Source organism: Pseudomonas sp. PAMC25584, from assembly GCF_058135675.1.
The window spans coordinates 4,786,093-4,811,032 of record NZ_CM176870.1; the positions used below are offsets into that span (position 1 = coordinate 4,786,093).

Annotated in this window: 27 protein-coding genes and 2 pseudogenes; 16 read left to right on the forward strand and 13 right to left on the reverse strand. The window is 61.2% G+C overall.

The genetic code is table 11. The features are described 5' to 3' along the window. The first annotated feature begins 11 nt into the window (after positions 1-11). From ACS5Q8_RS22200 to ACS5Q8_RS22210, 3 genes are all read left to right on the forward strand, one after another. On the forward strand, positions 12-638 hold the full coding sequence (locus ACS5Q8_RS22200) for a TetR/AcrR family transcriptional regulator (RefSeq protein ID WP_276194515.1): 627 nt from the start codon (positions 12-14) through the stop codon (positions 636-638). A 191-nt stretch (positions 639-829) separates the two neighbouring features. Further along, positions 830-1,888, forward strand: coding sequence for a diguanylate cyclase (locus ACS5Q8_RS22205; protein WP_276194516.1), 1,059 nt, complete (start codon positions 830-832; stop codon positions 1,886-1,888). A gap of 116 nt (positions 1,889-2,004) precedes the next feature. Further along, complete coding sequence (locus ACS5Q8_RS22210) at positions 2,005-2,529, forward strand: DUF1003 domain-containing protein (protein ID WP_247400561.1); 525 nt, start codon at positions 2,005-2,007, stop codon at positions 2,527-2,529. A gap of 28 nt (positions 2,530-2,557) precedes the next feature. On the opposite strand, the gene ACS5Q8_RS22215 is transcribed toward ACS5Q8_RS22210, so the two are convergent. Next, positions 2,558-3,439: a LysR family transcriptional regulator gene (locus tag ACS5Q8_RS22215; protein WP_276194517.1), complete on the reverse strand. Its 882-nt coding sequence runs from the start codon at positions 3,437-3,439 to the stop codon at positions 2,558-2,560. A gap of 80 nt (positions 3,440-3,519) precedes the next feature. Here ACS5Q8_RS22215 and ACS5Q8_RS22220 point away from each other — a divergent pair, with 80 nt between their 5' ends. Continuing rightward, positions 3,520-4,227, forward strand: coding sequence for a CTP synthase C-terminal region-related (seleno)protein (locus ACS5Q8_RS22220; RefSeq protein ID WP_276194518.1), 708 nt, complete (start codon positions 3,520-3,522; stop codon positions 4,225-4,227). Beyond that, positions 4,224-4,544, forward strand: coding sequence for an antibiotic biosynthesis monooxygenase family protein (locus tag ACS5Q8_RS22225; protein ID WP_426103100.1), 321 nt, complete (start codon positions 4,224-4,226; stop codon positions 4,542-4,544). Before ACS5Q8_RS22220 ends, ACS5Q8_RS22225 begins: the two co-directional genes overlap by 4 nt. Before the next feature lie 58 nt (positions 4,545-4,602). On the opposite strand, the gene ACS5Q8_RS22230 is transcribed toward ACS5Q8_RS22225, so the two are convergent. Then, positions 4,603-4,926 (reverse strand): DUF2025 family protein, encoded by a 324-nt coding sequence (locus ACS5Q8_RS22230; RefSeq protein WP_247407529.1) that lies wholly within the window; start codon positions 4,924-4,926, stop codon positions 4,603-4,605. A gap of 232 nt (positions 4,927-5,158) precedes the next feature. Here ACS5Q8_RS22230 and ACS5Q8_RS22235 point away from each other — a divergent pair, with 232 nt between their 5' ends. Beyond that, the gene (locus ACS5Q8_RS22235; RefSeq protein ID WP_276194520.1) at positions 5,159-6,310 is read left to right on the forward strand and encodes a glycerophosphodiester phosphodiesterase family protein; all 1,152 of its coding nucleotides are present in this window, start codon (positions 5,159-5,161) and stop codon (positions 6,308-6,310) included. 87 nt (positions 6,311-6,397) lie between these two features. Next, a complete protein-coding gene (locus ACS5Q8_RS22240) occupies positions 6,398-6,706 on the forward strand; it encodes a PepSY domain-containing protein (RefSeq protein WP_276194521.1) in 309 nt (102 codons plus the stop codon). A gap of 59 nt (positions 6,707-6,765) precedes the next feature. On the opposite strand, the gene ACS5Q8_RS22245 is transcribed toward ACS5Q8_RS22240, so the two are convergent. Continuing rightward, positions 6,766-7,533, reverse strand: coding sequence for a methyl-accepting chemotaxis protein (locus tag ACS5Q8_RS22245; protein WP_425262648.1), 768 nt, complete (start codon positions 7,531-7,533; stop codon positions 6,766-6,768). 165 nt (positions 7,534-7,698) lie between these two features. Next, positions 7,699-8,436, reverse strand: a pseudogene (locus ACS5Q8_RS22250) (methyl-accepting chemotaxis protein); the annotation flags it as partial. A gap of 218 nt (positions 8,437-8,654) precedes the next feature. Here ACS5Q8_RS22250 and ACS5Q8_RS22255 point away from each other — a divergent pair. Together ACS5Q8_RS22255 and ACS5Q8_RS22260 are read left to right on the forward strand one after the other, a co-directional pair. Continuing rightward, entirely contained in the window at positions 8,655-9,677 is a 1,023-nt protein-coding gene (locus tag ACS5Q8_RS22255; RefSeq protein ID WP_276194523.1) for a transporter, read from the forward strand. Positions 9,678-9,868: 191 nt separating this feature from the next. After that, complete coding sequence (locus ACS5Q8_RS22260; protein ID WP_276194524.1) at positions 9,869-11,485, forward strand: inorganic phosphate transporter; 1,617 nt, start codon at positions 9,869-9,871, stop codon at positions 11,483-11,485. 123 nt (positions 11,486-11,608) lie between these two features. Here ACS5Q8_RS22260 and ACS5Q8_RS22265 read toward each other — a convergent pair whose 3' ends face one another. The 3 genes from ACS5Q8_RS22265 to ACS5Q8_RS22275 are packed head-to-tail and all read right to left on the reverse strand — an operon-like array spanning position 11,609 to position 14,273. Then, complete coding sequence (locus tag ACS5Q8_RS22265) at positions 11,609-12,583, reverse strand: 5-oxoprolinase subunit C family protein (protein WP_426103098.1); 975 nt, start codon at positions 12,581-12,583, stop codon at positions 11,609-11,611. Continuing rightward, a complete protein-coding gene (locus tag ACS5Q8_RS22270; protein ID WP_276194526.1) occupies positions 12,580-13,458 on the reverse strand; it encodes a 5-oxoprolinase subunit B family protein in 879 nt (292 codons plus the stop codon). The genes ACS5Q8_RS22265 and ACS5Q8_RS22270 overlap by 4 nt, the downstream gene beginning before the upstream one ends. A 56-nt stretch (positions 13,459-13,514) precedes the next feature. Continuing rightward, a complete protein-coding gene (locus ACS5Q8_RS22275; RefSeq protein WP_465159409.1) occupies positions 13,515-14,273 on the reverse strand; it encodes a 5-oxoprolinase subunit PxpA in 759 nt (252 codons plus the stop codon). Positions 14,274-14,377: 104 nt separating this feature from the next. Between ACS5Q8_RS22275 and ACS5Q8_RS22280 the strand changes: the two genes are divergently transcribed. After that, positions 14,378-15,295, forward strand: coding sequence for a LysR family transcriptional regulator (locus ACS5Q8_RS22280; RefSeq protein WP_443693912.1), 918 nt, complete (start codon positions 14,378-14,380; stop codon positions 15,293-15,295). Here ACS5Q8_RS22280 and ACS5Q8_RS22285 read toward each other — a convergent pair. Then, entirely contained in the window at positions 15,292-16,188 is an 897-nt protein-coding gene (locus ACS5Q8_RS22285; protein WP_276194529.1) for a LysR family transcriptional regulator, read from the reverse strand. The genes ACS5Q8_RS22280 and ACS5Q8_RS22285 overlap by 4 nt on opposite strands. Positions 16,189-16,293: 105 nt before the next feature. Here ACS5Q8_RS22285 and ACS5Q8_RS22290 point away from each other — a divergent pair, with 105 nt between their 5' ends. After that, complete coding sequence (locus ACS5Q8_RS22290) at positions 16,294-17,052, forward strand: SDR family NAD(P)-dependent oxidoreductase (RefSeq protein WP_276194530.1); 759 nt, start codon at positions 16,294-16,296, stop codon at positions 17,050-17,052. Here ACS5Q8_RS22290 and ACS5Q8_RS22295 read toward each other — a convergent pair. Next, the gene (locus ACS5Q8_RS22295; protein WP_426103092.1) at positions 16,951-17,463 is read right to left on the reverse strand and encodes a multidrug/biocide efflux PACE transporter; all 513 of its coding nucleotides are present in this window, start codon (positions 17,461-17,463) and stop codon (positions 16,951-16,953) included. The two genes, ACS5Q8_RS22290 and ACS5Q8_RS22295, sit on opposite strands and share 102 nt — an antisense overlap. A gap of 88 nt (positions 17,464-17,551) precedes the next feature. Here ACS5Q8_RS22295 and ACS5Q8_RS22300 point away from each other — a divergent pair, with 88 nt between their 5' ends. Beyond that, positions 17,552-18,406, forward strand: coding sequence for a LysR family transcriptional regulator (locus ACS5Q8_RS22300; protein WP_443696864.1), 855 nt, complete (start codon positions 17,552-17,554; stop codon positions 18,404-18,406). Positions 18,407-18,509: 103 nt separating this feature from the next. On the opposite strand, the pseudogene ACS5Q8_RS22305 reads toward ACS5Q8_RS22300, so the two are convergent. Next, positions 18,510-18,683: pseudogene (locus tag ACS5Q8_RS22305) on the reverse strand (LysR family transcriptional regulator); the annotation flags it as partial. A gap of 80 nt (positions 18,684-18,763) precedes the next feature. On the opposite strand from ACS5Q8_RS22305, the gene ACS5Q8_RS22310 reads away from it, so the two are divergent. From ACS5Q8_RS22310 to ACS5Q8_RS22320, 3 genes are read left to right on the forward strand one after another with little or no spacing between them, the layout of a single operon-like run. After that, positions 18,764-19,273: a GNAT family N-acetyltransferase gene (locus ACS5Q8_RS22310; RefSeq protein ID WP_426103090.1), complete on the forward strand. Its 510-nt coding sequence runs from the start codon at positions 18,764-18,766 to the stop codon at positions 19,271-19,273. Between the two features lie 48 nt (positions 19,274-19,321). After that, positions 19,322-19,576 carry a helix-turn-helix domain-containing protein gene (locus tag ACS5Q8_RS22315; RefSeq protein ID WP_276194537.1) on the forward strand — a complete coding sequence of 85 codons (255 nt, stop codon included), beginning with the start codon at positions 19,322-19,324 and terminating at the stop codon, positions 19,574-19,576. After that, complete coding sequence (locus ACS5Q8_RS22320; RefSeq protein ID WP_426103088.1) at positions 19,569-20,777, forward strand: type II toxin-antitoxin system HipA family toxin; 1,209 nt, start codon at positions 19,569-19,571, stop codon at positions 20,775-20,777. The genes ACS5Q8_RS22315 and ACS5Q8_RS22320 overlap by 8 nt, the downstream gene beginning before the upstream one ends. 82 nt (positions 20,778-20,859) lie before the next feature. On the opposite strand, the gene ACS5Q8_RS22325 is transcribed toward ACS5Q8_RS22320, so the two are convergent. Then, positions 20,860-21,339 carry a GyrI-like domain-containing protein gene (locus ACS5Q8_RS22325; RefSeq protein ID WP_465159410.1) on the reverse strand — a complete coding sequence of 160 codons (480 nt, stop codon included), beginning with the start codon at positions 21,337-21,339 and terminating at the stop codon, positions 20,860-20,862. Between the two features lie 194 nt (positions 21,340-21,533). Here ACS5Q8_RS22325 and alaC point away from each other — a divergent pair, with 194 nt between their 5' ends. Next, on the forward strand, positions 21,534-22,751 hold the full coding sequence (gene alaC / locus ACS5Q8_RS22330) for an alanine transaminase (protein WP_247398499.1): 1,218 nt from the start codon (positions 21,534-21,536) through the stop codon (positions 22,749-22,751). A 141-nt stretch (positions 22,752-22,892) separates the two neighbouring features. Here the strand turns inward: alaC and ACS5Q8_RS22335 are convergent, their stop codons facing one another. Both ACS5Q8_RS22335 and ACS5Q8_RS22340 read right to left on the reverse strand, forming a co-directional pair. Then, positions 22,893-24,245, reverse strand: a complete 1,353-nt coding sequence (locus ACS5Q8_RS22335; protein WP_247398496.1) for a GntP family permease — start codon at positions 24,243-24,245, stop codon at positions 22,893-22,895. An 84-nt stretch (positions 24,246-24,329) separates the two neighbouring features. Then, a complete protein-coding gene (locus tag ACS5Q8_RS22340; protein ID WP_276194544.1) occupies positions 24,330-24,863 on the reverse strand; it encodes a gluconokinase in 534 nt (177 codons plus the stop codon). Between the last annotated feature and the right edge of the window lie 77 nt (positions 24,864-24,940).

The window sequence follows — 24,940 nt, forward strand, 5'->3', positions numbered from 1 at the left end:
GATCCCTGTCCATGTCTGTCCCTCAACGTCTCACCGACCGCAAGCGCGAAGCCATCCTGGCCGCCGCTATCGCTGAGTTTCGGGTCAACGGGTTCGAGGTCACCAGCATGGACAAGATCGCCGCCACCGCCGGCGTTTCCAAGCGCACGGTGTACAACCACTTCCCCAGCAAGGAAGAGTTGTTCGCCGAAATCCTGCATCAACTCTGGGCCAGCAGCGTCGCGCAACTCGACGTGAACTACGCCAGCGATCGCCCGCTGCGTGAACAACTGCGCGGCTTGCTGCAAGCCAAGATGAAGATGATGTCGGACGCTAACTTCCTCGACCTGGCCCGGGTCGCCATCGCCGCCACCATTCACTCGCCGGAACGCGCCCAGGACATGGTCAACCGCTTGAGCCTGCGCGAAGAAGGCTTTACTCAGTGGGTGCGCGCCGCCCAGGAAGATGGCCGGCTCACGTGTACCGACCCGGCCTTCGCCGCGCACCAGATTCAAAGCCTGCTCAAGGCGTTCGCATTCTGGCCGCAGATCACCCTGGGCCAACCCACCCTCGACGTCACCGAACAGGCCCGAGTGATCGAGTCGGCAATCGATATGTTTCTGGCCGGCTACGAAGCTGGCGCTCCCCGCTCGCAGTAAACAACCGTTGCATACGCGACATACCAGGTCGCTTTTGGCCTATTTGCCCTCTGTTTTGCGCGAATGGCCTGGAAGGCCACTGATTATTCCTACGCAAATAACTGACAATATTCACAAGTATTATCCGATCAACGGTTCTCCCTGCACGCGCGCGCGGCCGAATCTGCGAAAAAGAGCTGACCCGGAAATCTATGGAAAACAGACGAGGCAAAGGGCTTTCATTTGCCAGGCGTATTTACAAGCCAAGGATCATCGGCCTGGGTATCGGCTGCATCAGTGTCATCGGCGGCTTGTACCCGCTCGCGATGCCGAGCTGGGTGTGGGCGCTCCTGCTGTTCAATGGGCTCGCGTGGGCACATGTGGCGTACCAACTGTCAATCCGCTCCCCCTTCCCTTACCACGCCGAACAGCGCAACATTTTGTATGACTCGTTGTGCGGCGGCTTCTGGGCCGCCGCCGCCCAGTTCACACCGCTGACGGCCGTGACCATCCTCTCGATGATGACCATGAACAACTTCGCCGCTGGCGGCAGGCGCCTGTTCCTGCGCGGTTTGCTCGCGCAGGGCGCAGGGATCGGGGTGGCATGGGCGCTGTTCGGCATGCGCTTCAACCCCGACGTCAGCCCGCTCCAGGTCTACACCTGCCTGCCGATGTTGACGTTGTACCCCATGGCCATCGGCTGGGTCTGCTACGAATTGGCGATCAAACTGTCGGAACATAAACGTGCCCTCAGCGCACTGAGCCGCACCGACAGCCTCACCGGCCTGCTCAACCACGGTTCGTGGAAAGATCTGCTGCACCTCAAGTTCCACAAGTGCCAGCAGCAACAAAGCCACGCCACCATCGCACTGATTGATATCGATCACTTCAAACAAATCAATGACTCTCACGGCCATATCGTCGGCGACGCCGTGCTGCGGCAACTGAGCGTGGAGATACGGCGCAACCTGCGGAAAAACGATTTGGCCGGCCGTTACGGAGGCGACGAGTTCTGTGTGATTCTTCCGCAAATGCCCTTGGAAGAAGCCGCACGGGTCATGGAGCGTATACGCGAAACCTTCAGCAATTACCGTAACCCGCAAATCCCCGAGCTGCGCGTGAGCCTGAGCATCGGCCTGGCCGATTTCCAACTCGTCTTCACCGATGCCGCCACCTGGCTGAATGCGGCGGATCGCGCGTTGTACGCGGCCAAAGACACCGGGCGTAACCGGGTCAATGCCAGCAACTACGCGATCGCCCATTCCGCCTGAGGTTTTCACCCTACTCCTCGTAGGCAACCATGTCGTCCCCAGGTTATTCATGCGTAAGACAGATCGCCAAGGCTATAGTGGACACCTGTCTTAAACATTGATGACCCGAGTTCTCCATGACCCCCACACCCGACAAACCCAAAGACGTCCCCGTCGATTATCTGCGCTTCCATCGACGCCACGCCCACCTGGCGCCGACCTTTGGCAACGACACCTTCGCCCTCAAGGCCGAGGCCTTCGCACGCTTCTTCGGCACACCGACTTTCCTCGGCGCACAAACCTTGATCGTGGCCGTGTGGATTGTGCTCAACGTCACCGGCATCACGCACTTCGACGTCTACCCGTTCATCCTGCTCAACCTGGCCTTCAGCCTGCAAGCGGCCTACGCGGCGCCGCTGATCCTGCTGGCCCAGACACGCCAGGCCGCTCGCGACAAAGCCCAGTCCGAGGCCGACGCGCAGCACCGTGAAGCGCTGGCCGTCGCCAATGCCGAGCGCCAGGCCGAGACGCAGAACACCAGCAAACAGCTGTTGGAACTGCTGGAGCAGAACACCCGGCTGACGGAAATGACCAAGCAACTGACCGAGCGTATCGAGACCCTGACGTGTGAGATGCATGAGCAGTTTGTGCGAAAACCGTAAATCCACCAGACATTCAGCCGGCGGGGTGTCAGGGGCTCAAGCGCACATGCCGCCCCAATTGATCAAACAGCGTGACCACCGAGCGCAATGCCCGGCAATCGGGGCGCGTCAGCAGCCATAGCGCCGTGTCATGCCCCGCCAAAGCGGGGCCCAGCGGTTGCAGGCGTTCATCCAACAGAAAATCCGGCAGCGCTGCCACGCCCAGCCCCGCCCGCACCAGTTCGGTGACCGACAACATGCTGTTGCAGCGATAGCTGGGACGCACGCCCGGCAACTGCGCACGGCGCCAGGCGACGGTGGGGTGATCGGGCAGGAAGTCATCCGGCGCGATCCAGGCCAGCTCCGCCAGCTCGCGTCCTGCGTGCTGACGCGCAAAATCTGTGCTGGCGCACACCTGATACCGCACGGTGCCGAGGCAACGCCCTACCAGATGCTCCGGTGGTGTGCGGGTCAGGCGCAGGGCGATGTCGGCATCGCGGCGGCTGAGGTTGGCGAAATCATTGGAGGTGCTCAGTTCCAGGGTCAGCGCCGGGTAATCCGGCATGAACTGCGCCAGCGCCGGCAGCAACAAGCCTTGCAGCACCGAGTCGGTGCAGGTCAGGCGCACGGTGCCGCTGATCACTTCACCGCCCTGTTCCACGCCGATGCGCGCGGCCTCCAGGGCTTGTTCGGCGCGTTCGGCCTGCTGCGCCAAGTGGCTGGCCAGGCTGGTAGGCAGGTAGCCGGCGCGGCTTTTTTCAAACAACGTCTGGCCCAGCGCAGCCTCCAGCCGCCGCACGGCGCGGAACACCGTCGACACATCCACCCGCAACAACGCCGCCGCCCGCGCCAGGCTGCCACCGCGCACCAGGGCAAGGATCAGCGACAAGTCGGGGTAATCAATCTGATAGTGCGCGACTGCATTGAACATGTGGGTAAACGCCAATATTGATTGCGTGAGCGCCAATCTATAGTGCGCACCAGGACACGACAAGCCAGGGGAAGCCTCAAATGAAAGCCACCACGCTGCACCTCGCCCTGATCGGCGATTACAACCCCGATGTGATTGCGCACCAAGCCATTCCCGTGGCGCTGCAACAGGCCGCCGCCGCCTTGGGCCTGACGGTTCACCTTCAATGGCTGGAGACCGACACCCTCAGCGCCACCTCCGAACTACAAGGTTTCGATGGTTTTTGGTGCGTGCCCGCCAGCCCGTACCGCGACACCGACGGCGCACTGCACGCGATCCGTTTTGCCCGCGAACAGCGGCGCCCTTTCCTCGGTACCTGCGGCGGCTTTCAACACGCGGTGCTGGAATATGCCCGCAATGTGTTGGGCTGGGCCGATGCCGAACACGGCGAGTTGGTCCCGAATGCCCAACGTGCAGTGATCGCGCCACTGAGTTGCGCTCTGGTGGAGGCCAGCGACACCGTGCGCCTGGTCGCCTACACCCGTATCGCCGACGCCTACGGCACACTCGATATTCATGAAGGCTATCGCTGCCGCTACGGCATCAACCCCGACTTCGCCAGCGCACTGCTGGAAGGCGCTCTGATCCCCAGCGGCCACGACTCGGCCGGCGACCTGCGCGCCGTGGAGCTGCTGGACCATCCGTTCTTCGTCGCCACCCTGTTCCAGCCCGAACGCGCCGCGCGCCAGGGCGTCACGCCGCCACTGGCGATTGCCCTGCTCAAGGCCTGCCAGGAGACCTCGGTATGATTGCCCACACCCCCGCCCCGCCTTACTACGCGGTGATTTTCAGCTCACTGCGCACCGCCGGTGACCACGGTTACGGCGAGGCTGCCACGCGCATGCTAGAACTGGCACGTGAGCAGCCGGGCTTTCTCGGGGTTGAATCGGCGCGGGAGGATGGCGTGGGAATCACCGTATCGTACTGGCGCAGCGAGGCCGACATCCTCGCCTGGAAACAGCAGGCCGAGCATCGGGCCGTACGCGAGCAAGGGCGTTCCACCTGGTACTCGGCGTTTCACACACGCGTGTGCAAGGTCGAGCGCGCCTACGCATTCCAGCATTGAGAGGCGGCCGCAAGCGCTCGCACGTGTGATCCTCATCGAGGACACACAGGCTGTCGGGCTAGCTGACGAGGCTGCGCAACGCACTGATCTGCGGGATCTCCACCCGCCGCATGTACACACGCAGCGGCTCGGTGATGTTGATGCGGTCGTCGATGTTCTGATCGAGCAGCAATTGCAGGCGCTCACGGGACAACGTCATGGCGTGCTCGGGGGCCGGTAGCCAGACAAATTCGGCAGTGGGAATGATGCCGTCATCGGCCACGTCCATGCCGAAGGAGTCTTCGCTGAAACGCACGATGTACTGGCCAGTCTTGCGGTTGAGGCCGACAAAACCGTGAAGCTGGTCGGCGGCCTGGCAGATAAGCTCGGAGGTGATGCGCATGGTAAACCTCACTGAAAAGTCCTACGGGGACTGGAAAGATGGTTTACACGCGTGGCGGAAAGTACTGCCCTCTTACGGGGCGGTTTGCGGCAAGAGTACTGCAAAGCCGCGCAAAAAAACCCAGAAAATTGGCGCGTGCGCACGTTAATGTCGGTTTGGTGATAGCGCCTTTGATCATCAGTTGTTAAAAAGGAAGCCTTCTCAAAGCTACCGACACGAAAGGACTCCGCATATGCCTGTCACGTTTACCAACGGCCCGGTGCCCGCCACTATAGGGAGCGCCTTGCTGCTCGCCCTGATGCTCGGCCTTGGCCAGGCGCAGGCTGCCGACCCGATCAGCCCGGCTGAATTGGCAACTAACGAAGGCATCCCCTACCCTGCCGTGATCGCCCACCGTGGCGCGTCCTACGACGCCCCCGAGTCCACCGCCGCCGCCTACAAGGTCGCACGCGACCTGGGCGCCGACTACCTGGAGTTGGACCTGCAGCGCAGCAAGGACGGCGTACTGTTCGCCCTGCACGACAACAACCTGCAACGCACCACCGACGTGGGCAGCAAGTTCCCCGAGCGCAAAGACGCCCCGGCCAACGAGTTCACCTGGAAAGAACTGCAAACCCTCGACGCCGGCAGTTGGTTCAACGCCGCCTACCCGGACCGCGCTCGCCCCGGCTTCGTCGGCCTGAAAATCCTCAGCCTGGACGACATCATCAAGATCGCCGAAGGCAACCCGCAGCACAAACCGGGTTTGTACATCGAAACCAAAGAGCCCAAGCAATTCCCGGGCATCGAAGCCGACCTGAAAAACAAGCTGCTGGATAAAGGCTGGTTGAGCTCCGCCGGCTCCAAGCTGGGCAAGAGCAACACCGGTGTCGGCCAGGGCAAGGGCCGCGTGGTGCTGCAAACCTTCGAAACGGCCAGCCTGAAAGAGCTGCAGAAAGAGATGCCGAACACCCCGAAAATCCTGCTGCTGTGGGTAGGTGAAGGCAGCATCGAGCCGAAATCCAAGCAAACCTTCGCCGAATCCGGCGAACCGACCAAGGCGGCTTACTACGCCAAGCAAGAACCGAAAGACGCCGCCGAGTTCGAAAAATGGGTCGACGAAGCCAAGAGCCTCGGCGCCATCGGCACCGGCCCGTCGGCGGAGCTGACCGCCCACGGCGACCAGAGCTACACCGACCTGGTCAAGCCTGAAATGAACACGCTGACCCACGACAAGGGCCTGCTGGTACACGTCTACACCGTGGATGAACCCGTGGACTTCGAGAAAGTGATGAAGGCAGGCGTCGACGGCATCTTCACCAACCGCGCCGCTGAACTGCTGAAGTTCTACAAGCGCTGGCCGTCGTCCAGCGTGCAGGATCTGCTGAACGACCATAAATACTGAATAAGTCAGTGTGCCATTAAGGATGAATTAAGTTGCGCCGGTTAATCTGGCGCCACTTAAACAGCTCACCGAAAAAGGATACACACCATGAAAACCTTGACCGCCCTGTTCGCCGTGACCGCCCTGACCTTGACCGCCGGCCTGGCCCAGGCCGATGTCCGCCCGGATCATATCGAAGGTCTGCTCAAATCCGGTGCCGTAATGCCTTTCGAGAAACTCAACGCCGCCGCCGTGGCCAAACACGCAGGCGCCAAGATTACCGACACCGAGCTGGACCACAACAACAGCGGCGTACTGGTCTACGAAGTTGAACTGACCGACACCGCCGGCAAGCGCTTTGAAGTGAAACTCGACGCCAAGACCGGCACCGTGCTGGAAGACAAGCAAGACACCTGAGTAAAAACCTGAAAAAAACGCGCCACCTTCGGGTGGCGCGTTTTTTTATGGCCGCCTGATCAAGCGCCCAGTCGCGCCGTCACCTCGTTCAACTCGCCGGACAAGCCGCGCAGATTCTGGCTCGCCGCTTCGGTGCGCTTCACGTTGTCGAGGTTGGCGGTGGCCACGGTGGTGATCTGGGTGATATTGCGGGAAATATCCTCGGCCACCGACGTCTGCTCCTCGGCCGCCGTGGCGATCTGACGGTTCATGTCGCGAATCGCTTCAATGGCCTGGGTGATGTGAGCGAGCATCGCGCCGGCCTGGGTGACTTTTTCCACGCTGTCATCGCTGCACGACTGGCCCGTGACAATCGCCTCGGCCGCATCGACCGCGCCGGTTTGCACGGCCTGGATAATCTGGTTGATCTCGATGATCGACGCCGCCGTGCGTTGCGCCAGGCTGCGCACTTCATCGGCCACCACCGCGAACCCACGCCCCGCCTCGCCCGCCCGTGCCGCCTCGATCGCGGCGTTAAGCGCCAGCAGGTTGGTCTGCTCGGCGATCCCGCGAATCACTTCCAGCACTTTGCCGATGCGCACACTGTCAGTTTCCAGACGGCGGATGATGGTGCCGGTGTTGAGGATTTCAGTGCGCATCTGGCCGATGGTGGCGATAGTGACTTTCATCACTTCACCGCCCTCGCGGGCCGAGTGATCCGCATCATCTGCCGCACGTGAGGCACTGGCGGCGTGGCGCGCCACTTCCTGGGCGGTGGCCGACATTTCGGTCATGGCCGTGGCCACCTGGTCGGTGCGGCTGAATTGATCATGGGTACCGGTCGCCATCTGCCCGGCTATCGAATTCAACTCACTGCTGGCGCCGACCAGGTCGGTGGCACTGCGCTGCAGGCGGCTGAAGGTTTCGGCCAAAAAGTCGCGCAAGGTGTTCGCCGCCTCCGCCAACTGCCCCAGTTCGTCCTGGCGACGACTGGCGACACGCTCGGCAAAACGGCCGTGGCTCAGTTGGCTCACATAATCGATCAAACCACGGATCGGCAGGATCAGGTTGCGGTTGATCAACCACAGGCTGAACAAGCCAATCAACACGCCGGACAGCAACATAATCGTCAGGCCCACCATCACCGTGCGCTCGACATGGGCGCTGATGGTCTGGGATTGTTCGGTGCTTTGGGCGCGCAGGTCGCTGACCAGGGCGCTCATCTGCTCACTGGCGGGGCGGTCCACGCCCTTGACCGCGGTGTCACCGACGCTCGGGTCGGCGCCGGCGGCCACGTAGGCATCGCGGCCCTTCTGGTAGGAAACGCCAAGCTGCTGGTGTTCTTGACGCAGGTTCTGGATACGCTGGTTCAGCGCCGGGTCACCGGCAGTCTGGGTGACCAGCCGCGCGAGAATGCCTTGCACATCGCGTTGCCGGTCCTGGAACTGGCCCCAGTATTTCTCCAGGTCCTGAGGCTGTTTGCCGCGCAACAACACGTTTTTCCATTCCTGCACCTGCACCTTGAATTGCAGGTTGGCCTCATCGATCAACTGTGAAGTGAGCAACGGCCCTTCGAGCAAACTGCGGTAACTCTGCACCCCGTTGGAGAGGAAGTTGAAACAGGCCAGGGCGATTAACAACATCGCCAGCAGGCTGCCACCGAGCAGCGACAGGATCTGTGCGCGCAGGGATGTTCGCAAAAAAGTCATCGAAAAAAGCCTCAAAACAAGGAAAAGGTACGAATACGTCATGACCTCCCTGTCGTCGAAGGCGCCACCACCTACAGCGGTTCTTGTGTCCTGAATCGGCTGTGCTAGGCGCTTCTTGAGCCCATTTCGACAAGCGGTCAATAAAGTGTCACCAAAGCGAAACACGTCGAAAACCGTCACAAAACTGTCAAACTTCCTTGCAATGATTCGCCCACGCGAACCTGTGAAACGTCCTACAGGTCCTTTCTCTGTGAGACTCCATGAACCACAGCATTGACCACAGCCACCAGGATTCCGATCTGTTTGGCTTGCTTTACGGTTTCCGTTTTCGCCCTGGCGAGAAGGCTGAGCAAATTGACTCAGCCACCGCCCTCCAGGCCTTGCAGCAACCGCAAGACCCGGAGGAGTTTCTATGGCTGCACCTGAACCTGGCCCACGCCGGATGCGAGCGCTGGATGCAGGCGCACCTGGCCTTGCCTGAAGAGTTTTTTGAAGCCCTGCATGAGGGCTCGCGCTCCACCCGTATCGAACACGTCGACTCGGCCTTGCTGGCGGTGGTCAACGACGTGGTGTTCAACTTCAGCAGCATGGTCTCGTCGGATATTTCCACGTTGTGGGTCTGCGCCCGCAGTCGCTTGCTGATCAGCGCGCGCCTGCAACCGCTGCATTCGGTGGATAAGTTGCGCTCATCGGTAAAGGCCGGTGAACGCTTCCGCTCGCCGCTGGAGTTGCTGGTGCACCTGCTGCGCGACCAGGGCGAGGTACTGACGCAGATCGTGCGCAAGACCAGCATCAGCGTCGACCATATCGAAGATCAATTACTCTCCTCGCGCTTGTCCACCAACCGCTCTGAGTTGGGCGCCATGCGCCGGGTGCTGGTACGCCTGCAACGCCTGCTGGCGCTGGAGCCGGGCTCGCTGCTGCGCCTGCTCAACCGCCCGCCGCAGTGGTTGCAAAAGGAAGACGTCAAGGAATTACGCAAATCCACCGAGGAATTTGCGCTGATCATCAACGACCTGACGGCCCTGGGCGAACGCATCAAGTTGTTGCAAGAAGAAATCGCCGCCAACCTCAACGAACAAAGCAACCGCACGCTGTTTACGCTGACGGTGGTGACGGTGCTGGCATTGCCGATCAATATCATCGCCGGTTTTTTCGGCATGAACGTGGGCGGGGTACCGCTTTCCCAAGATCCGGAAGGCTTCTGGATTCTGGTGGCACTGGTCGCGACCTTCACCTTGATTGCCGGGCGCTGGGCCTTCAGAAAGCGCAAAGACTACTGAGCCCTCTCGACCTGAAACGGGATCAACCGTGGGAGCTGGCGTGCGCAATTGATTGCAATCTGACATCAGCTTATGGCCATTTTTCAGATCGGCGGCACATCCATTTCACGAAATAATGACCTATCGCAGCATCGCTGTAACATTCTGCAATGATCATGGGCGACATCCTCCCCGATACTGGATGCTCCGGCATGGCCACCCCGTCCCTGACTGCTTCAACGCATACGTCATCCGTCGATACCCAACCCAGGCTGGACAAAAAACCCGGCCTGGTAACGGTGATCATTTTCTTCGCCGTGCTCGCCATGGGCCTGTTGTTCACCGCCTACAGCCTGATGCACGACATGCACGAACTGGGCACGGTGGTCACCACCTGGACGCCGTTCCTGCTACTGGGCGTGGCGCTGCTGATCGCCCTGGGCTTCGAGTTCGTCAACGGCTTCCACGACACCGCTAACGCCGTGGCGACGGTGATCTACACCAACTCGCTGCCGCCGCAATTCGCGGTGGTGTGGTCAGGTTTTTTCAACTTCCTCGGTGTGCTGCTCTCCAGCGGCGCAGTGGCGTTCGGCATCATTGCCCTGCTGCCGGTCGAGCTGATTTTGCAGGTGGGTTCCTCGGCCGGTTTCGCGATGATCTTCGCCCTGCTGATCGCGGCGATCCTGTGGAACCTCGGCACCTGGTGGCTCGGCCTGCCGGCCTCGTCCTCCCACACCCTGATCGGTTCGATCATCGGCGTCGGCGTGGCCAATGCCCTGATGCACGGGCGTGATGGCACCAGCGGCGTGGACTGGAGCCAAGCGATCAAGATCGGTTATGCCCTGCTGCTCTCGCCGCTGATCGGCTTCGCGTTTGCCGCGCTGCTGGTGCTGGCCTTGCGCGCTTTCGTGAAAAACCGTGCGCTGTACAAGGCGCCGAAAGGCAACACCCCGCCACCATGGTGGATTCGCGGCATGCTGATCCTCACCTGCACCGGTGTGTCGTTCGCCCACGGCTCCAACGACGGGCAAAAAGGTATGGGGCTGATCATGCTGATCCTGGTCGGCACCCTGCCGATGGCGTATGCGCTGAACCGCGCCATGCCTGCCGAACAATCGCTGCAGTTTGCCGCAGTGGCCGAAGTGACCCAGGTCGCGCTGATGAAAAGCGCGCCGCAAGCGCTGCCGGGCGACCCGCGCCCCATCCTCTCGACCTACGTGCGGACCAAGGACGCCACGCCCGAGCTGATCCCGGCCCTCGCCGCCCTCGCCGGCCAGATCGGTGACGAAGTCAAAGGCTACGGCTCTTTGGCCAAAGTCCCCGCCGAGGCCGTAGGCAACGTGCGTAACGACATGTACCTGACCAGCGAAACCATCCGCTTGATGGACAAGGCCAAGGTCGGCAACTTCGACGCCGACACCCAAGGCAAGCTGCAGTTGTTCAAGCAGCAGATCGACAACTCAACGCGCTTTATTCCGCTGTGGGTGAAGATCGCCGTGGCCATCGCGCTGGGGCTCGGGACCATGGTCGGCTGGAAGCGCATCGTGGTGACCGTGGGCGAGAAGATCGGCAAGACACACCTGACATATGCCCAAGGCGCCTCGGCCGAGACGGTGGCGATGCTGACCATCGGCGCTGCGGATATGTTTGGCTTGCCGGTGTCGACCACCCATGTGTTGTCGTCCGGCGTGGCGGGGACCATGGTGGCGAACGGTGGTGGTTTGCAGATGAAGACCATCCGCAATTTGCTGATGGCTTGGGTGTTGACGTTGCCGGCGGCGATTCTGCTGTCGGGTAGCTTGTACTGGTTATTCACCAAACTCTTCTGACACACCGCAGGATCAAATGTGGGAGGGGGCTTGCTCCCGATAGCGACGGGTCAGTCAGCTTATTGGTAGCTGACCCACTGCAATCGGGAGCAAGCCCCCTCCCACATTTCGCTTTGGGGTGTTTCAGGTATTGAAGAGTCCGGCCATTGCCTTCAATCGCTTCTTGTACACCCGCCGCGCCTCCAACGCTTGCTCCAGGCTGACCGCGACAAACCCCGCCCGCTGGTTCGGCTGCATCTGCCCGATCAAGTCCAGGTCTGCACTGATCACCGTGCCGATCATCGCGTACCCGCCACCCGACACCGCGTCCCGATGCAGCACGATCGGTTCCAGCCCGGCCGGCACCTGGATCGAGCCGATCGGGTAGCAACTGTCGACGATGTTCGACGGATCGGACCCCGCACCAAACGGCTGCTCCCGTGGCTGAAAGCTCAATGCACTGCCGCCCTTGAAGCGATAGCCGATACGGTCCGCCTCGGAACCCACCGTCCACGGCTCGGCAAAAAAACTGCTTTTGGCCGCCTCCGTCAGGCGTTCGTAATACAGGCCGGGCACCACGCGCAAGGTCACATCGCCGCCGACGGAGCGGCGCAAGGCCATCGGCAAACTGTTGCCCGCCCGCCCCTGCCCAGTGGGCTCGCCGATAGGCAACTCATCCCCCGCCTGCAAGCGCCGCCCGTGAAAACCGCCGAGTGCGCCGAGGGTGTAGGTCGAGCGACTGCCGAGCACCAACGGCACGTCGATGCCGCCGGCGACCGCCAGATAAGCGCGCGCACCGGCCTTGGGAAATTCGAAGCGCAACACCTGCCCGGCGCGCACGTGGAACGCGGTGTCCTGGTGGACCACTTCACCGTCCAGGCGCGGCGACATCAAGGCGCCGCTGAGTGCGACCAAGGCGTCCTGTTGAAATTCCAGCTCGGGGCCGATCAGCGTGCATTCCAGGCCGGCCGCGCCCGGTGGATTGCCCACCAAATGGTTGGCCGCGTTGAGCGCGTACTGATCCAACGCGCCCGATGGCGGAATGCCCAAGTGGTAGTAGCCTTCGCGGCCAAGATCCTGCACAGAGGTGGCGAGGCCGGGTTTGAGCACCTTGATCATGCCAGCGCCTCCTGCAGGGTTTTCGGGTAGCCGACGGGGTCGGCGAGAAACGCATCCAGGGAAAATTCCAGCGGGCGGATGCGCAGGTCGAAACGTCCTGCGTCGACCTCGGCGACGGCCAGGTCGTAGGCCTCACGGTCGATCGGTTTGAATTGCACAATGTCGCCCGGCCGGAAGAACACCATGTGGTCCTTGAGGTAGGCCAACTGCTGCGCCGGGTCGTAGATCGGTGCCGGGGTGACGCCGAACATCTGGTAGCCACCGGCGCCGCGCACCGAGTAGATACAACCAAAGCAGCCGCCATGGCCGAGGGTCAGTTTCGGCGTGTCGGTGCGCGGGCGCAGGTACTTGGGCACCTGCAACTGCCGTTCGCGCTCGACCATCTGGAACATGAACGGCAAGCCCGCGACAAAGCCGACCATCGACACAAACCACGGTGCGCCACTGTGGGCCGCGATGAAAGCGTCGACATCGGCCAGGCCGTTGATGCGCGCTGCGTATTCCAGGTCGGTGCCGCTGGGGTCTTGATGGCGGTCGCGAAAGCGCATCAAGGTTTCGTGGGTCCAGGGGTCGTTGTAGAGCACCGGGATTTCGATAATGCGCGTGTGCAAGGTGCGTTCGGCCACGGCCTGGGCTTCGGCGCTTTGCACCGCGTCGAGCAGCACATGGGGCGCAATGCGGTCCGGGTCGAAGCGAATCTGGAACGATGCGTTGGCCAGACACACATCCAGCACACCGTCCAATGCCAGGCGTTCCACGGCGCGGGTCACGGCCATGCCTTTGAAAAAGGCCTGCAGGGACATGCTGTCGCTGACCTCGGCAAACAGGTGTTCATCGGCGCCGAAGCTGTAGCGGATGGGGGACGTTTCAGCCATGTCTGTTCCTCTTGGAGTCGTTATAGAAAGGCAGACAAAAAAGTAAGGGTTCGATCTTATTTGGGTGTTCTGACCACAATGCCCGCTTGGTCCAGGGCTTCACGGGTCGCTTCGACCAATTCCAGGGCGCCGGGGGTGTCGCTGTGCAGGCAGATGGAGTCGAATTCGATAAACAGGTCTTCGCCTTCTACGGTGCGTACAAGACCCGTCTGACAAGCCCGAAGGACCCGCGCCGCGACGGTGGCAGGGTTCAGCACGCGCACCGTGCGGGTGAACACGATGGAGCCGGCCAGATCGTACTCGCGGTCGGCGTAAAACTCGCGCACCACCGGCTGCCCCAGCTCCTTGGCAATGCGCCAGATCACCGAATTCGGCATGCAGTACAGCAACAGCGTCGGCTCGATGACTTGCAGGTTCTGCACCAACAGCCGCGCGGCGTCTTCATCGCGGGCCAGGTGCATGTAGAGCGCGCCGTGGGGTTTGATATGTTGCAGGGGCACGCCCTGGGCCCGGGCGATTTCGCGCAGGGCGCCGAGCTGGTAGAGCATGTCGTCCACCAGTTCCTGGGCCGGTGCGTTGATATGGCGGCGACCGAAGCCCACCAGGTCGCGAAAGCCCGGATGGGCGCCGATGGCGACCCCCAGTTGCTTGGCGCGTGCAACGGTGCGGCGCATGGTGCCGGGGTCGCCGGCGTGGAAGCCGGTGGCGATATTGGCCGAGCTGATATAAGCCATCAGCTCCGAATCGACGCCATCGCCGATGGTCCAGGGGCCGAAGCCTTCGCCCATGTCTGAATTGAAATCCACTGCCCGCATGAAAAGGCGCTCCGCCAAAGGTGATGCTGAAAAGTAGGCTGCGGCTTGACCCCTTGGGAAGATCTATTATCAGATGACCTATCTTCTGAAAAACAGATATCGCCATGTCACTGACCTTGCGCCAAATCCGCTACTTCGTCGCCACCGCCGAGATCGGCCAGATTTCCCAGGCGGCGATTCACCTGAACATCTCCCAGTCGGCCGTGACCACGGCGATCAAAGAGCTGGAAGCGATGCTCGGCGTGCAGTTGTTCGTGCGCACCGCGCAGGGCATGAACCTGACCGACGCCGGGCGGCACTTTCTCAACCGCGCCTATGTGATCGTGCGCAGTGTCGACGACGCGCTGAACAGCCCGCTGCCCGACTACCGCGCCAGCGGCGTGCTGCGGGTCGCCGCCAGCTACACGGTGCTCGGTTACTTCCTGCCGCACCACCTGCAGCGCATGGAACACTGGCACCCGGACGTGACCATCGAGGTGTTCGAGCAGGAGCGCCAGGCTATCGAACACGGCCTGCTCGACGGCCAGTTCGACATGGCCGTGGTGCTCACCGCCAACCTCACCCACACGGATATCGTCTCGGAAATCCTCTTCAACTCCGAACGCCGCCTGTGGCTGCCCAGCCATCACCCGTTGTGTGAACGCGGCGCCGTCAGCCTGGCGGATGTGGCCCGCGAGCCCTACATCCTGCTGACCGTCGACGAGGCCGAACACAGTGCCATGCGCTATTGGGAACAGGCCGGGCAAACGCCCAAAGTGCGGCTGCGCACCAGTTCGGTGGAAGCCGTGCGCAGCATGGTCGCCAATGGCAGCGGCGTGGCGATCCTGTCGGACCTGGTCCATCGGCCCTGGTCCCTGGAAGGCAAGCGCATCGAGACCCTGACCGTGACCGACCCGGTGGCGCCCATGAGCGTCGGCCTGGCCTGGCACCGCGAGCGCGTATTTACCCCCGCGATGCAGGCGTTCCGGGACTACTTCCACGACGCCTTCCTGGCCCCGCAGCAGTTGTCGGCGCGGCGTTAGAGCTGGGCTTGCAGCGTCGCGGCCAACCAGTCCATGAACACCCGCACCCGCAGCGGTAAATGGCGCTGCCCGGCGTAGAGCAGGGACACGTCCAACGGCGGCGCCGGGTAATCCGGAAGGACCGCCACCAGTTCGCCACTGGCCAACTGATCGCCAATGCCCAGCGCCGGCACCTGGATGATCCCGAAGCCGCCCAGGCAGGCGGACTTGTAGGCATCAGTGCTGTTGACCGTGACTCGCCCGACCATGGGCAGGCGCTGCACCTTGTTGCCCTGCAGGTATTCGAACCCCGCCGAGCGCGAGCCCAGCGGGCGCACGTAATGCACCAAATGGTGATCGGCCAGGTCTGCCAGGGTCTGCGGCACGCCATAGCGCTGCAGGTAGCCGGCGCTCACGCAGTTGATCATCGGCATGCTGCACAACAACCGCGCGACCACCGACTGGTCCGGCTGCGCACCGACGCGCAGCACGCAATCGAACCCCTCGGCCAGCAGGTCGACCTGACGGTCGGTGGTGCTGATTTCCAGCTCGATCAACGGGTGCGCGTCCATGAAGTGCGGCAGGCGCGGCAGGATCAAATCCCGCGCCATCATGGTCGGCAGGTCCACGCGAATGCGCCCGGTCAGTTGTGTTTCGTCCTGGCGAAACAAGCCTTCCAGTTCCTCCATGTGCGCGAGCAAGTCCTTGCTGCGTTCATACAGTACGCGGCCGTCCTGGGTCGCCTGCACCTTGCGCGTGGTGCGCTGCAGCAAGCGCGCGCCGAGCAGTTCTTCCAGCGCCTGCACATGCTCGGACACGGTGGAACGCGGTAGCCCCAGGCTCTCGCCGGCGCGGGTAAAACTCGACAGTTCGGTGACGCGCACGAAGGTGCGCAGCAACTCCAGTTTGTTCATGGGATTGTTCGCCTTATCCGGCCAGTGATTTCGCTTTACCGCTGTTTATCACGTTATAGGCGGACAAATACACTCATTCCCTCGATCACATCAGAGGACTGCACCATGACCCGTAAAATCGCACTGATCACCGGCGCCAGCCGCGGCTTGGGTAGAAGCACCGCGCTGCGCCTGGCGGCACAAGGCGTAGACATCATCGGCACTTACCACAGCCAGGCGGATGAGGCCCAGGCGGTGGTCGCGCAGATCGAACAATGGGGCGGCCGCGCCGCCATGCTGAAACTGGATGTGAGCCAGAGCGCGACCTTCGGCGCGTTCGTCGAAGACGTGGGCGACGTGCTCAAGCGTGTTTTCGCACGGGATGACTTCGACTTTCTGATCAACAACGCCGGTATCGGCATCCACGCCAGCTTTGCCGAAACCAGCGAAGCCCAGTTCGACCAACTGGTGGCGATTCAATTCAAAGGCCCGTTTTTCCTGACCCAAAAACTGCTGCCGCTGATCCGTGACGGTGGCCGCATCCTCAATATCTCCAGCGGCCTAGCCCGTTTCAGCCTGCCCGGCTATGCCGCGTATGCAGCGATGAAAGGCGCCATGGAAGTGCTGACCCGCTACCAGGCCAAAGAACTCGGCGCGCGCGGTATCAGCGTCAATATCCTCGCGCCTGGCGCCATCGAAACCGACTTCGGCGGCGGCGCCGTGCGCGACAACGCCAACCTCAACGCGATGGTCGCCAACAACACCGCCCTGGGCCGCGCCGGGTTACCGGATGATATCGGCGGGGCCATTGCCAGCCTGCTGGCGGACGGCAGCCACTGGATCACCGGCCAGCGGATCGAGGCGTCGGGCGGCATGTTTCTGTAGGAACTTTTCGCGCACCACGTCGTAGCCCCAGTGGTACACGTAGGTGTACGGCAGGAAAAACAGCAACACGCCGATATCGAGGATAAACGCCTGCATCAGGCTGACGTTCAGCCACGCGGCAATCAACGGCACGCACACCAGAACCAGCCCGCCTTCAAACAGCAAGGCGTGCAGCCCCCGGGTCCAGCCGTTGTTGGCCAGTTGCAGGCGTGCCTTGAGGCGGTCGAACAGGCCGTTGAAAATCACGTTCCAGGTCAGCGCCATCAGGCTGATCGCCAGGGTGACCATGCCCATTTCCAGGGCGGGCTTGTCCATGATCCACGCCAGCAACGGCGTGCAAATCAACAACGCCAGGGCCTCGAAACCGATGGCCTGGCACACGCGTTCAGTAATCGACTTGGTAGGGTTCATGACCCGGCTCCGTGAGTGACTGTGGTTGCCATCATTGCGCTTTGTATCGATACTTCATAACTAATAACCATCGATCAAGGCGATAGTCATGGCCTCCCATGAAGTGCTCCAGGCCTTTGTTCAGGCCGCGACCCAAGGCTCGTTTTCGGCGGCGGCGCGCAAGTTGGGCAAGAGCCAGTCCACCGTCAGCGCGGCGGTCGCGAGCCTGGAGATTGACCTGAATGTGCTGCTGTTCGACCGCAGCAGCCGCAAGCCGACGCTGACCGCCGCCGGCCATGTGCTGCTGCAACGCGCCGAGCAGGTGCTAGAGGCCAGCAGTCGGTTGGAATTGGCGGCGAGCCAGCTATCCCAGGGGTTGGAGCCTAAGCTGAGTATCGCCATGTCCGATACGTACCAGTCCGACCGATTCGAGATCGCCCTCAGTGCCTTTGAACAGCGCTACCCGGACCTTGAACTGGAGTGTTTGATCGCCGAATGCGAAGACTTGATCGCCCTGGTGCAAAGCGGCCGGGCGCAGATCGCGTTTATCGAGAAGCAGGAAACCTATCCGCCGGACCTGACCTGTTCACCGGTTGAAGAACGCACGGAAATCGCGCTGTTCGTCTCGCCCAAACACCCGTTGGCGCAGCAGGACAACATCAGCGTCCAGGCCTTGCAGCAGCACCGGGAACTGCGCCTGGCGAGCATCATCAACCCCAATGAAACCCGGGCATCCGGACGGGTGTGGTCGGCGCCCAGTTACCTGATGCTGATGGAGATGGCGCAGTTGGGGTTTGGCTGGGCGCCGATTCCACGCTGGCTGGTGGAGCGTTTTGGCGGCGGCCAGTTGGTCGAACTCAAGGCGCGCAGTTGGCCGCGCTCGGTGGCGGTGGATGCGCTGTGGTCGCGGCAGCATCCGCCGGGGCCGGCGGGGAGTTGGTTGTTGGGCAAGATGCTCGACTGAGCCCGTCCGGGCCATGACGATCAACCTGTGGGAGGGGGCTTGCTCCCGATCGCGGTCGGTCAGTCACGGCAGCATTGACGGGGACGCCGCCATCGGGAGCAGGCCCCCTCCCGCATTGCGGGTCAGGCTGCGGATGTAAGGCCATCACGTAGGACTCCTCCCATATCGGCAGAAATATTTCGTCCTCGCCGCACATTTCCTCCACCGCCAGCCGCCCCTGGCCGACGCAGCCTTCCTGCAAGGTCAGCAGCAAACCCGGCAAGCCCTGTCGCCCGATCGACACCCCGCTGAAAACTCATTTCGCGCGGTGCAAACCCGATAGACTGCGCCCTTCTTTGCAGCCGTTCGGACACCCCGATGCAAACCCGCCTTGTCGCCTACGAGGCGCTGAATGCTGTGCAGACACAGCAAGTCGGCGCCATCGAAGTTCACCCTGAGCAGTTGCCGTTTTGCGGCGACATGTATTGCGCCCTCAACACCCTGCTGGTCAACCCAAGCCCCGACATCAAGGGCTTCGTGCTGCTGGCCGACGATATTCCCGTGGCCTTCCTTCTGCTCAAGCGCTCGCCGTGCCTGCCCCATTGGGCCGATGCACACAGCGCCACGCTGCACGCGTTACAGGTAGACCGAACCCAGCAGGGCCGGGGATTTGGCAAAGCCTGCTTGCAGGCACTACCCGACGCCGCGCTTCAGGCCTGGCCGCAGATCAAGGCGCTGGAGTTGTCGGTGGACACACACAACGTCGCGGCGATGGGCTTGTACCTCGGGCTTGGCTGGGTGGATCGCGGGGAGGCGTATAAAGCGCGGGTTGGGTATGAGCGCAGGTTGAGTTGGGTGTTTGGTCGGGATGGCCTTGACACACCTTAAATGTAATGTATACATGACCTATCAAATCTAAAGTAATGAATACGCTACATGGATATTTCAGTTATCACCCAACGACTCGCCAAACAAATCCGCTCCATGCGCCTCAATCGTGGCTATAAACAGGTGGACCTGGCAAAGCTGGCGGGAATTACCCGGCAAAAACTTATTGAAATCGAAAAAGGCAGCCTCTCGGTTTCCATGAATGCCTATGCCCGTGTGATTGCGGCGTTGGGCAGCGAGATCAAATTGGTTCCCGTGACCATGCCGACCTTGGAGGAACTGGAGGACTTGTTCAATGAATAGCCCCACTCTGCGCGTTCATACCCCTCAAGGCGAGAGTGGAAGCGTGCGGGTAAGCGCCGACGACTATCTGTTCCGATACAGCGACAAAGCAAACGCACAAAGCGCAATAAGCCTCTCGATGCCCGTTCGCGCAGATGAGTATCGTCGTAGAGACTTGCACCCCATCTTCCAGATGAATCTGCCGGAAGGTTACGTGCTTGAGCAATTGCGCAATCGTCTCGCCAAGACGGTGAAAGTCGACCCAATGTTGCTGCTTGCGTTGTCAGGCAGCAGCGCACCCATTGGCCGGGTGTTCGTCTGCTCGGATCAGGTGAGCGAGTTGATCCAACGTAACAGCCCTCCTTCGAGTGGCGAGAACCTCGAGGAGATTCTCGCCTGGGACGGCACGGAAGATCTGTTCGCTGACCTGGTGGATCGCTACATCTTGCGAGCAGGCATTTCTGGCGTACAACCCAAAGTGCTGGTGCCCGAAAAACCTCAAACGCCCGAGCAGAGAATCACCTCGAAAACCAATGACCTGATCATCAAGAGCGGGCGCGACGAGTTTCCGGGGTTGGCTATCAATGAATACCTGTGCATGTCCATCGCCAGGGATGCAGGCATACCCACACCACCGTTTTACCTGTCGCAGAACCAGAAACTCTTCATCATGCGACGCTTTGATCGGGACGAGCAGCTCAACCCACTGGGCTTCGAAGATATGACCACGCTGATGGGCCTGTCTACCGAGCAAAAATACACCAAGAGCTACGGCGCTATGGCCAAGGCTGTGCGTGTCTTCTGTTCACCTGCCCATCAACGCAGCTCGCTCGACCAATTATTCGACAGCGTGGCGCTCAGTTGCATAGTGGGCAACGGTGATGCGCATCTGAAGAATTTCGGCGTGCTCTACAGCGACCCAGTCAACGCCGATACACGACTAGCACCGGCTTACGACATTGTGAATACCACGGCGTACATTCCCGACGACACGCTCGCATTGGACATGGTCGGCAACAAGTCCTTTTTCGCTTCACGTCTGGGCATCCTCGAGTTTGCAAGAACCTGCGAAGTCGAAAAGCCTGAAGAACGTATTCAAGCACTGCTGCAAACGCTTGAGATCGTGCTTAAACGTGAAGACGATTACTGCCGATTAGCACCTGATGTTGCGAAAGCCATACGGCAATCCTCTCAGGGCTACCAACTGAGTTTTGGCGGTTGAACACAACCTTCGTCATTGGCGATTGCAGCCCTCGCAGGAGCGAGCGACGCCAGGTTCTTGCTCGCGCCTACAGTGGGAGCCCTTACTCAGGCGCTACCGGCAACCAGACCTCTACAGTACCGATGCCCTTACTTACATCAAAATCCGCGCTGTACCGCTCAAAATCCGGGCCGGCGATTGCGTAACCGGAGTGCGGCAACCATTCGAACATGATCCGCTCGTAGGTCTGCGGTAACGCCTGTACCGGGCCGTAGTGCGCGAACACCGCATAGTGATGCGCCAGGATTTCGATGAACTCGAAATTGCTCGGCACATCGCCCTTGGCGGGCACTTCAACCCCGGCGAGGTAGTCGAACTCATCGTGCTTCGGGTTATGGCAAACCCCGTAGGTAAAACCGCCTACACGCTTTTTGATTTCTTTGAAGCAGCTATCGAACACGTCCCACAACTGCGGAATATCCCCCACGGTGGCCTTTGAATAGCGCCCCTGCACCCCAGCGATCACCAGGGCCTTGCCCTCTTCCATGCGCGGTTCTAACGGTTGTTGTGTCTGCTGATCCATCTGAACAGTCTCCTTCTTATGAGGGAAAAACCCATATCGAGTATAGGGGTATATCCAGGCTGCGCTCCATGTAGAAATTTTTCCTACGTATCTGGACAACTGGCCATCATCGACCGTATTGTCTGCCCGCAGGCCACCGCAGTGGCCGACGTCGCTCGGACGGTTCCGGGCGCTTACGTACTCTCGAGGCAACAATGGCCGACCAAGGTTCGCCGCGCCGCTTTGCGCGCATAGATCGACTCCCCCCCTACGTTTTCAATATCACTGCCGAGCTGAAGATGGCTGCGCGTCGGCGCGGCGAAGACATCATCGACTTGAGCATGGGTAACCCTGACGGCCCGACTCCACCGCACATCGTGGAGAAAATGGTCACCGTCGCCCAGCGTGAAGACACCCACGGTTACTCCACCTCCAAGGGCATTCCGCGCCTGCGCCGGGCGATTTCGCGCTGGTACAAAGACCGTTATGAAGTGGATATCGACCCCGAGTCGGAAGCCATCGTCACCATCGGCTCCAAGGAAGGCCTGGCGCACTTGATGCTGGCCACCCTGGACCAGGGCGACACCGTGCTGGTGCCCAACCCGAGCTACCCGATTCATATCTACGGTGCCGTGATTGCCGGCGCCCAGGTGCGCTCGGTGCCATTGATTCCGGGCGTGGACTTTTTCGCCGAGCTGGAACGGGCGATTCGCGGTTCGATCCCCAAGCCGAAGATGATGATCCTGGGGTTCCCGTCCAACCCGACCGCGCAGTGCGTGGAACTGGATTTCTTCGAGCGGGTGATCGCCCTGGCCAAGCAGTACGACGTGCTGGTGGTGCATGACCTGGCCTACGCCGACATCGTCTACGACGGCTGGAAAGCCCCGTCGATCATGCAGGTGCCGGGCGCCAAGGACATTGCGGTGGAGTTCTTTACCCTGTCCAAAAGCTACAACATGGCCGGCTGGCGCATTGGTTTCATGGTGGGCAATGCGGAACTGGTCAACGCCCTGGCGCGGATCAAGAGCTACCACGACTACGGCACCTTCACCCCGCTGCAAGTGGCGGCGATTGCCGCACTGGAAGGCGACCAACAGTGCGTGAAAGACATCGCCGAGCAGTACCGTCAGCGCCGCAATGTGCTGGTCAAGGGCCTGCATGAACTGGGCTGGATGGTGGAGAATCCCAAGGCGGCGATGTACGTCTGGGCGAAGATTCCCGAGGCGTATGCCGCTATGGGTTCGCTGGAATTTGCCAAGAAGCTGCTGCTCGAAGCCAAGGTTTGCGTATCGCCGGGGGTTGGCTTTGGTGAATATGGCGACGATCACGTGCGCTTTGCGCTGATCGAGAACCAGGACCGGATTCGCCAGGCGGTGCGCGGGATTCGCGGGATGTTCCGGGCGGATGGGCTCTTACCAAAAACCGGCGTCTAACGCGGTCAAACATGTGGGAGGGGGCTTGCTCCCGATGGCAGGGTGTCAGTCACTGTATCGGGTGACTGAAACACCGCTATCGGGGGCAAGCCCCCTCCCACATTTGGATTGGGTTTGCACCCTTGCCTTAGGGTGTGTCTGTCACACCACCAACGACAGCAACATGATGAAGATCAGCGCCACCACCGACAGAATGGTCTCCATCGCCGTCCAGGTCTTGAACGTCTCGGCCACAGTCATGTTGAAGTACTGCTTCACCAGCCAGAACCCCGCATCGTTGACGTGAGACAAAATCAACGATCCCGCCCCCGTCGCCAACACCAGTAGCTCGCGGTTAACCCCCGGAATCATCCCCACCACCGGCACGACAATGCCTGCGCCAGTGATGGTCGCGACCGTCGCCGAACCGGTGGCAATACGAATCACCGCCGCCACCAGCCACGCCAGCAGGATCGGGTTGATCTGCGCGTTCACCGCCATATGGCCGATCACGTCGCCCACGCCGCTGGTCACCAGCATCTGTTTGAAACCACCACCGGCACCGATGATCAGGATGATCGCGGCAGTCGGCGCCAAGCTGGCGTCGAGCAGCTTGAGGATTTGCTTGGAGTGGATGCCCTGGCGATGGCCAAAGGTGTACAGCGACAGCAGCAACGCAAGCAGCAGGGCGCTGATCGGGTGGCCGATCATGTCCATCCAGTTGCGCACCACATGACCGTCGGCCAAGGCGATGTCGGCAAAGGTTTTGAGCAGCATCAGGAACACCGGCAGCAGCACGGTGATCAGGGTGATGCTGAAGCTCGGCAGCGTCTTGTTTTCCGGCTCGCGGGCCAGTTGGTCGACCAGTTCCTGGGACGGATTGCCCGGGATGTACTTGGCGATAAACGTACCGAAGATCGGGCCGGCGATGATGGCGGTCGGCAGCGCGACGATCAGACCGTACAGAATGGTCTTGCCGATGTCCGCGCCAAACACGCCGATGGCCAGCAGCGGCCCCGGGTGCGGTGGCACCAGGCCATGGACCGCCGACAGGCCGGCGAGCAACGGGATACCGATCTTGATCAGCGACACACCGGTGCGGCGCGCGACGATAAACACCAGCGGGATCAGCAACACAAAGCCGATCTCGAAGAACAGCGGGATGCCTACCAGGAACGCGGCGAACATCATTGCCCACTGGACCCTTTCCTTGCCGAAGGCGCGGATCAGGGTCTGGGCGATCTGATCGGCACCGCCGGATTCGGCCATCATCTTGCCGAGCATCGTACCCAGCGCGAGGATGATGCCGACAAAGCCGAGCACCCCGCCGAAGCCGTCCTGGAAGGCCTTGATGATCTTGTCCACCGGCATGCCCGAGGTCAGGCCGAGGAAGCCCGCGGCGATGATCAACGCGATAAATGGGTGAACCTTGAACTTGGTGATCAAAAAGATCAGACCAATGATAGTGACCACTGCATCAAGCAGCAGGTAGGACTCGTGGGACATGCCAAACATGGGGGGTCTCTCCTGTTTGTTGTTGTTATTAAAGCCGGTGTTGAATTTGTCGCCGGGGATAGCGCTATCTTATCCGGCAAAAAATTAACGAGTAGGTTCAAAGCCGTGTTTGAGCCACCAGGCATGGGTTTGCTCGGCCAACGCCTTGACGCTGTCTTCGCTGGCATTGAGGGCCAGGGTCAGCGGCTCGCCGACGGGCGATTCGAGGGTGGCGAACTGGCTGTCGATCAGGCTGGCCGGCATGAAATGGCCGGGGCGATGGGACACGCGGTCGGCGGCGACTTCGCGGCTCAGTTCCAGAAATACAAAGCCCAGACCCGGCGCTGCTTCGCGCAGGTGGTCGCGGTATTTCTTTTTCAGCGCGGAACAGGTGAGCACCGGGTGTTCACCGGCCTTGAGCGAACGGCGCAATTCATCGCACAGGATGTCGAGCCAGCCGGCGCGGTCGTTGTCGTCGAGGGGGTGGCCGGCGCTCATCTTTTCGATGTTCGCGGCGGGGTGAAAGCTGTCGCCTTCAATGGGCGTGGCACCGTTCAGGCGGCAGAGGGCCTCGCTGACGCTGGTCTTGCCACAGCCGGCAACACCCATGATAACCAGGGCGGTAACAGGTTGACTCATGAAACACCTCAGGACGCAGATAGCGCTACCTTTGCACGCTGTAAGGCTAGTGCAAAAACAGGCTTTTCCCGCGCCGT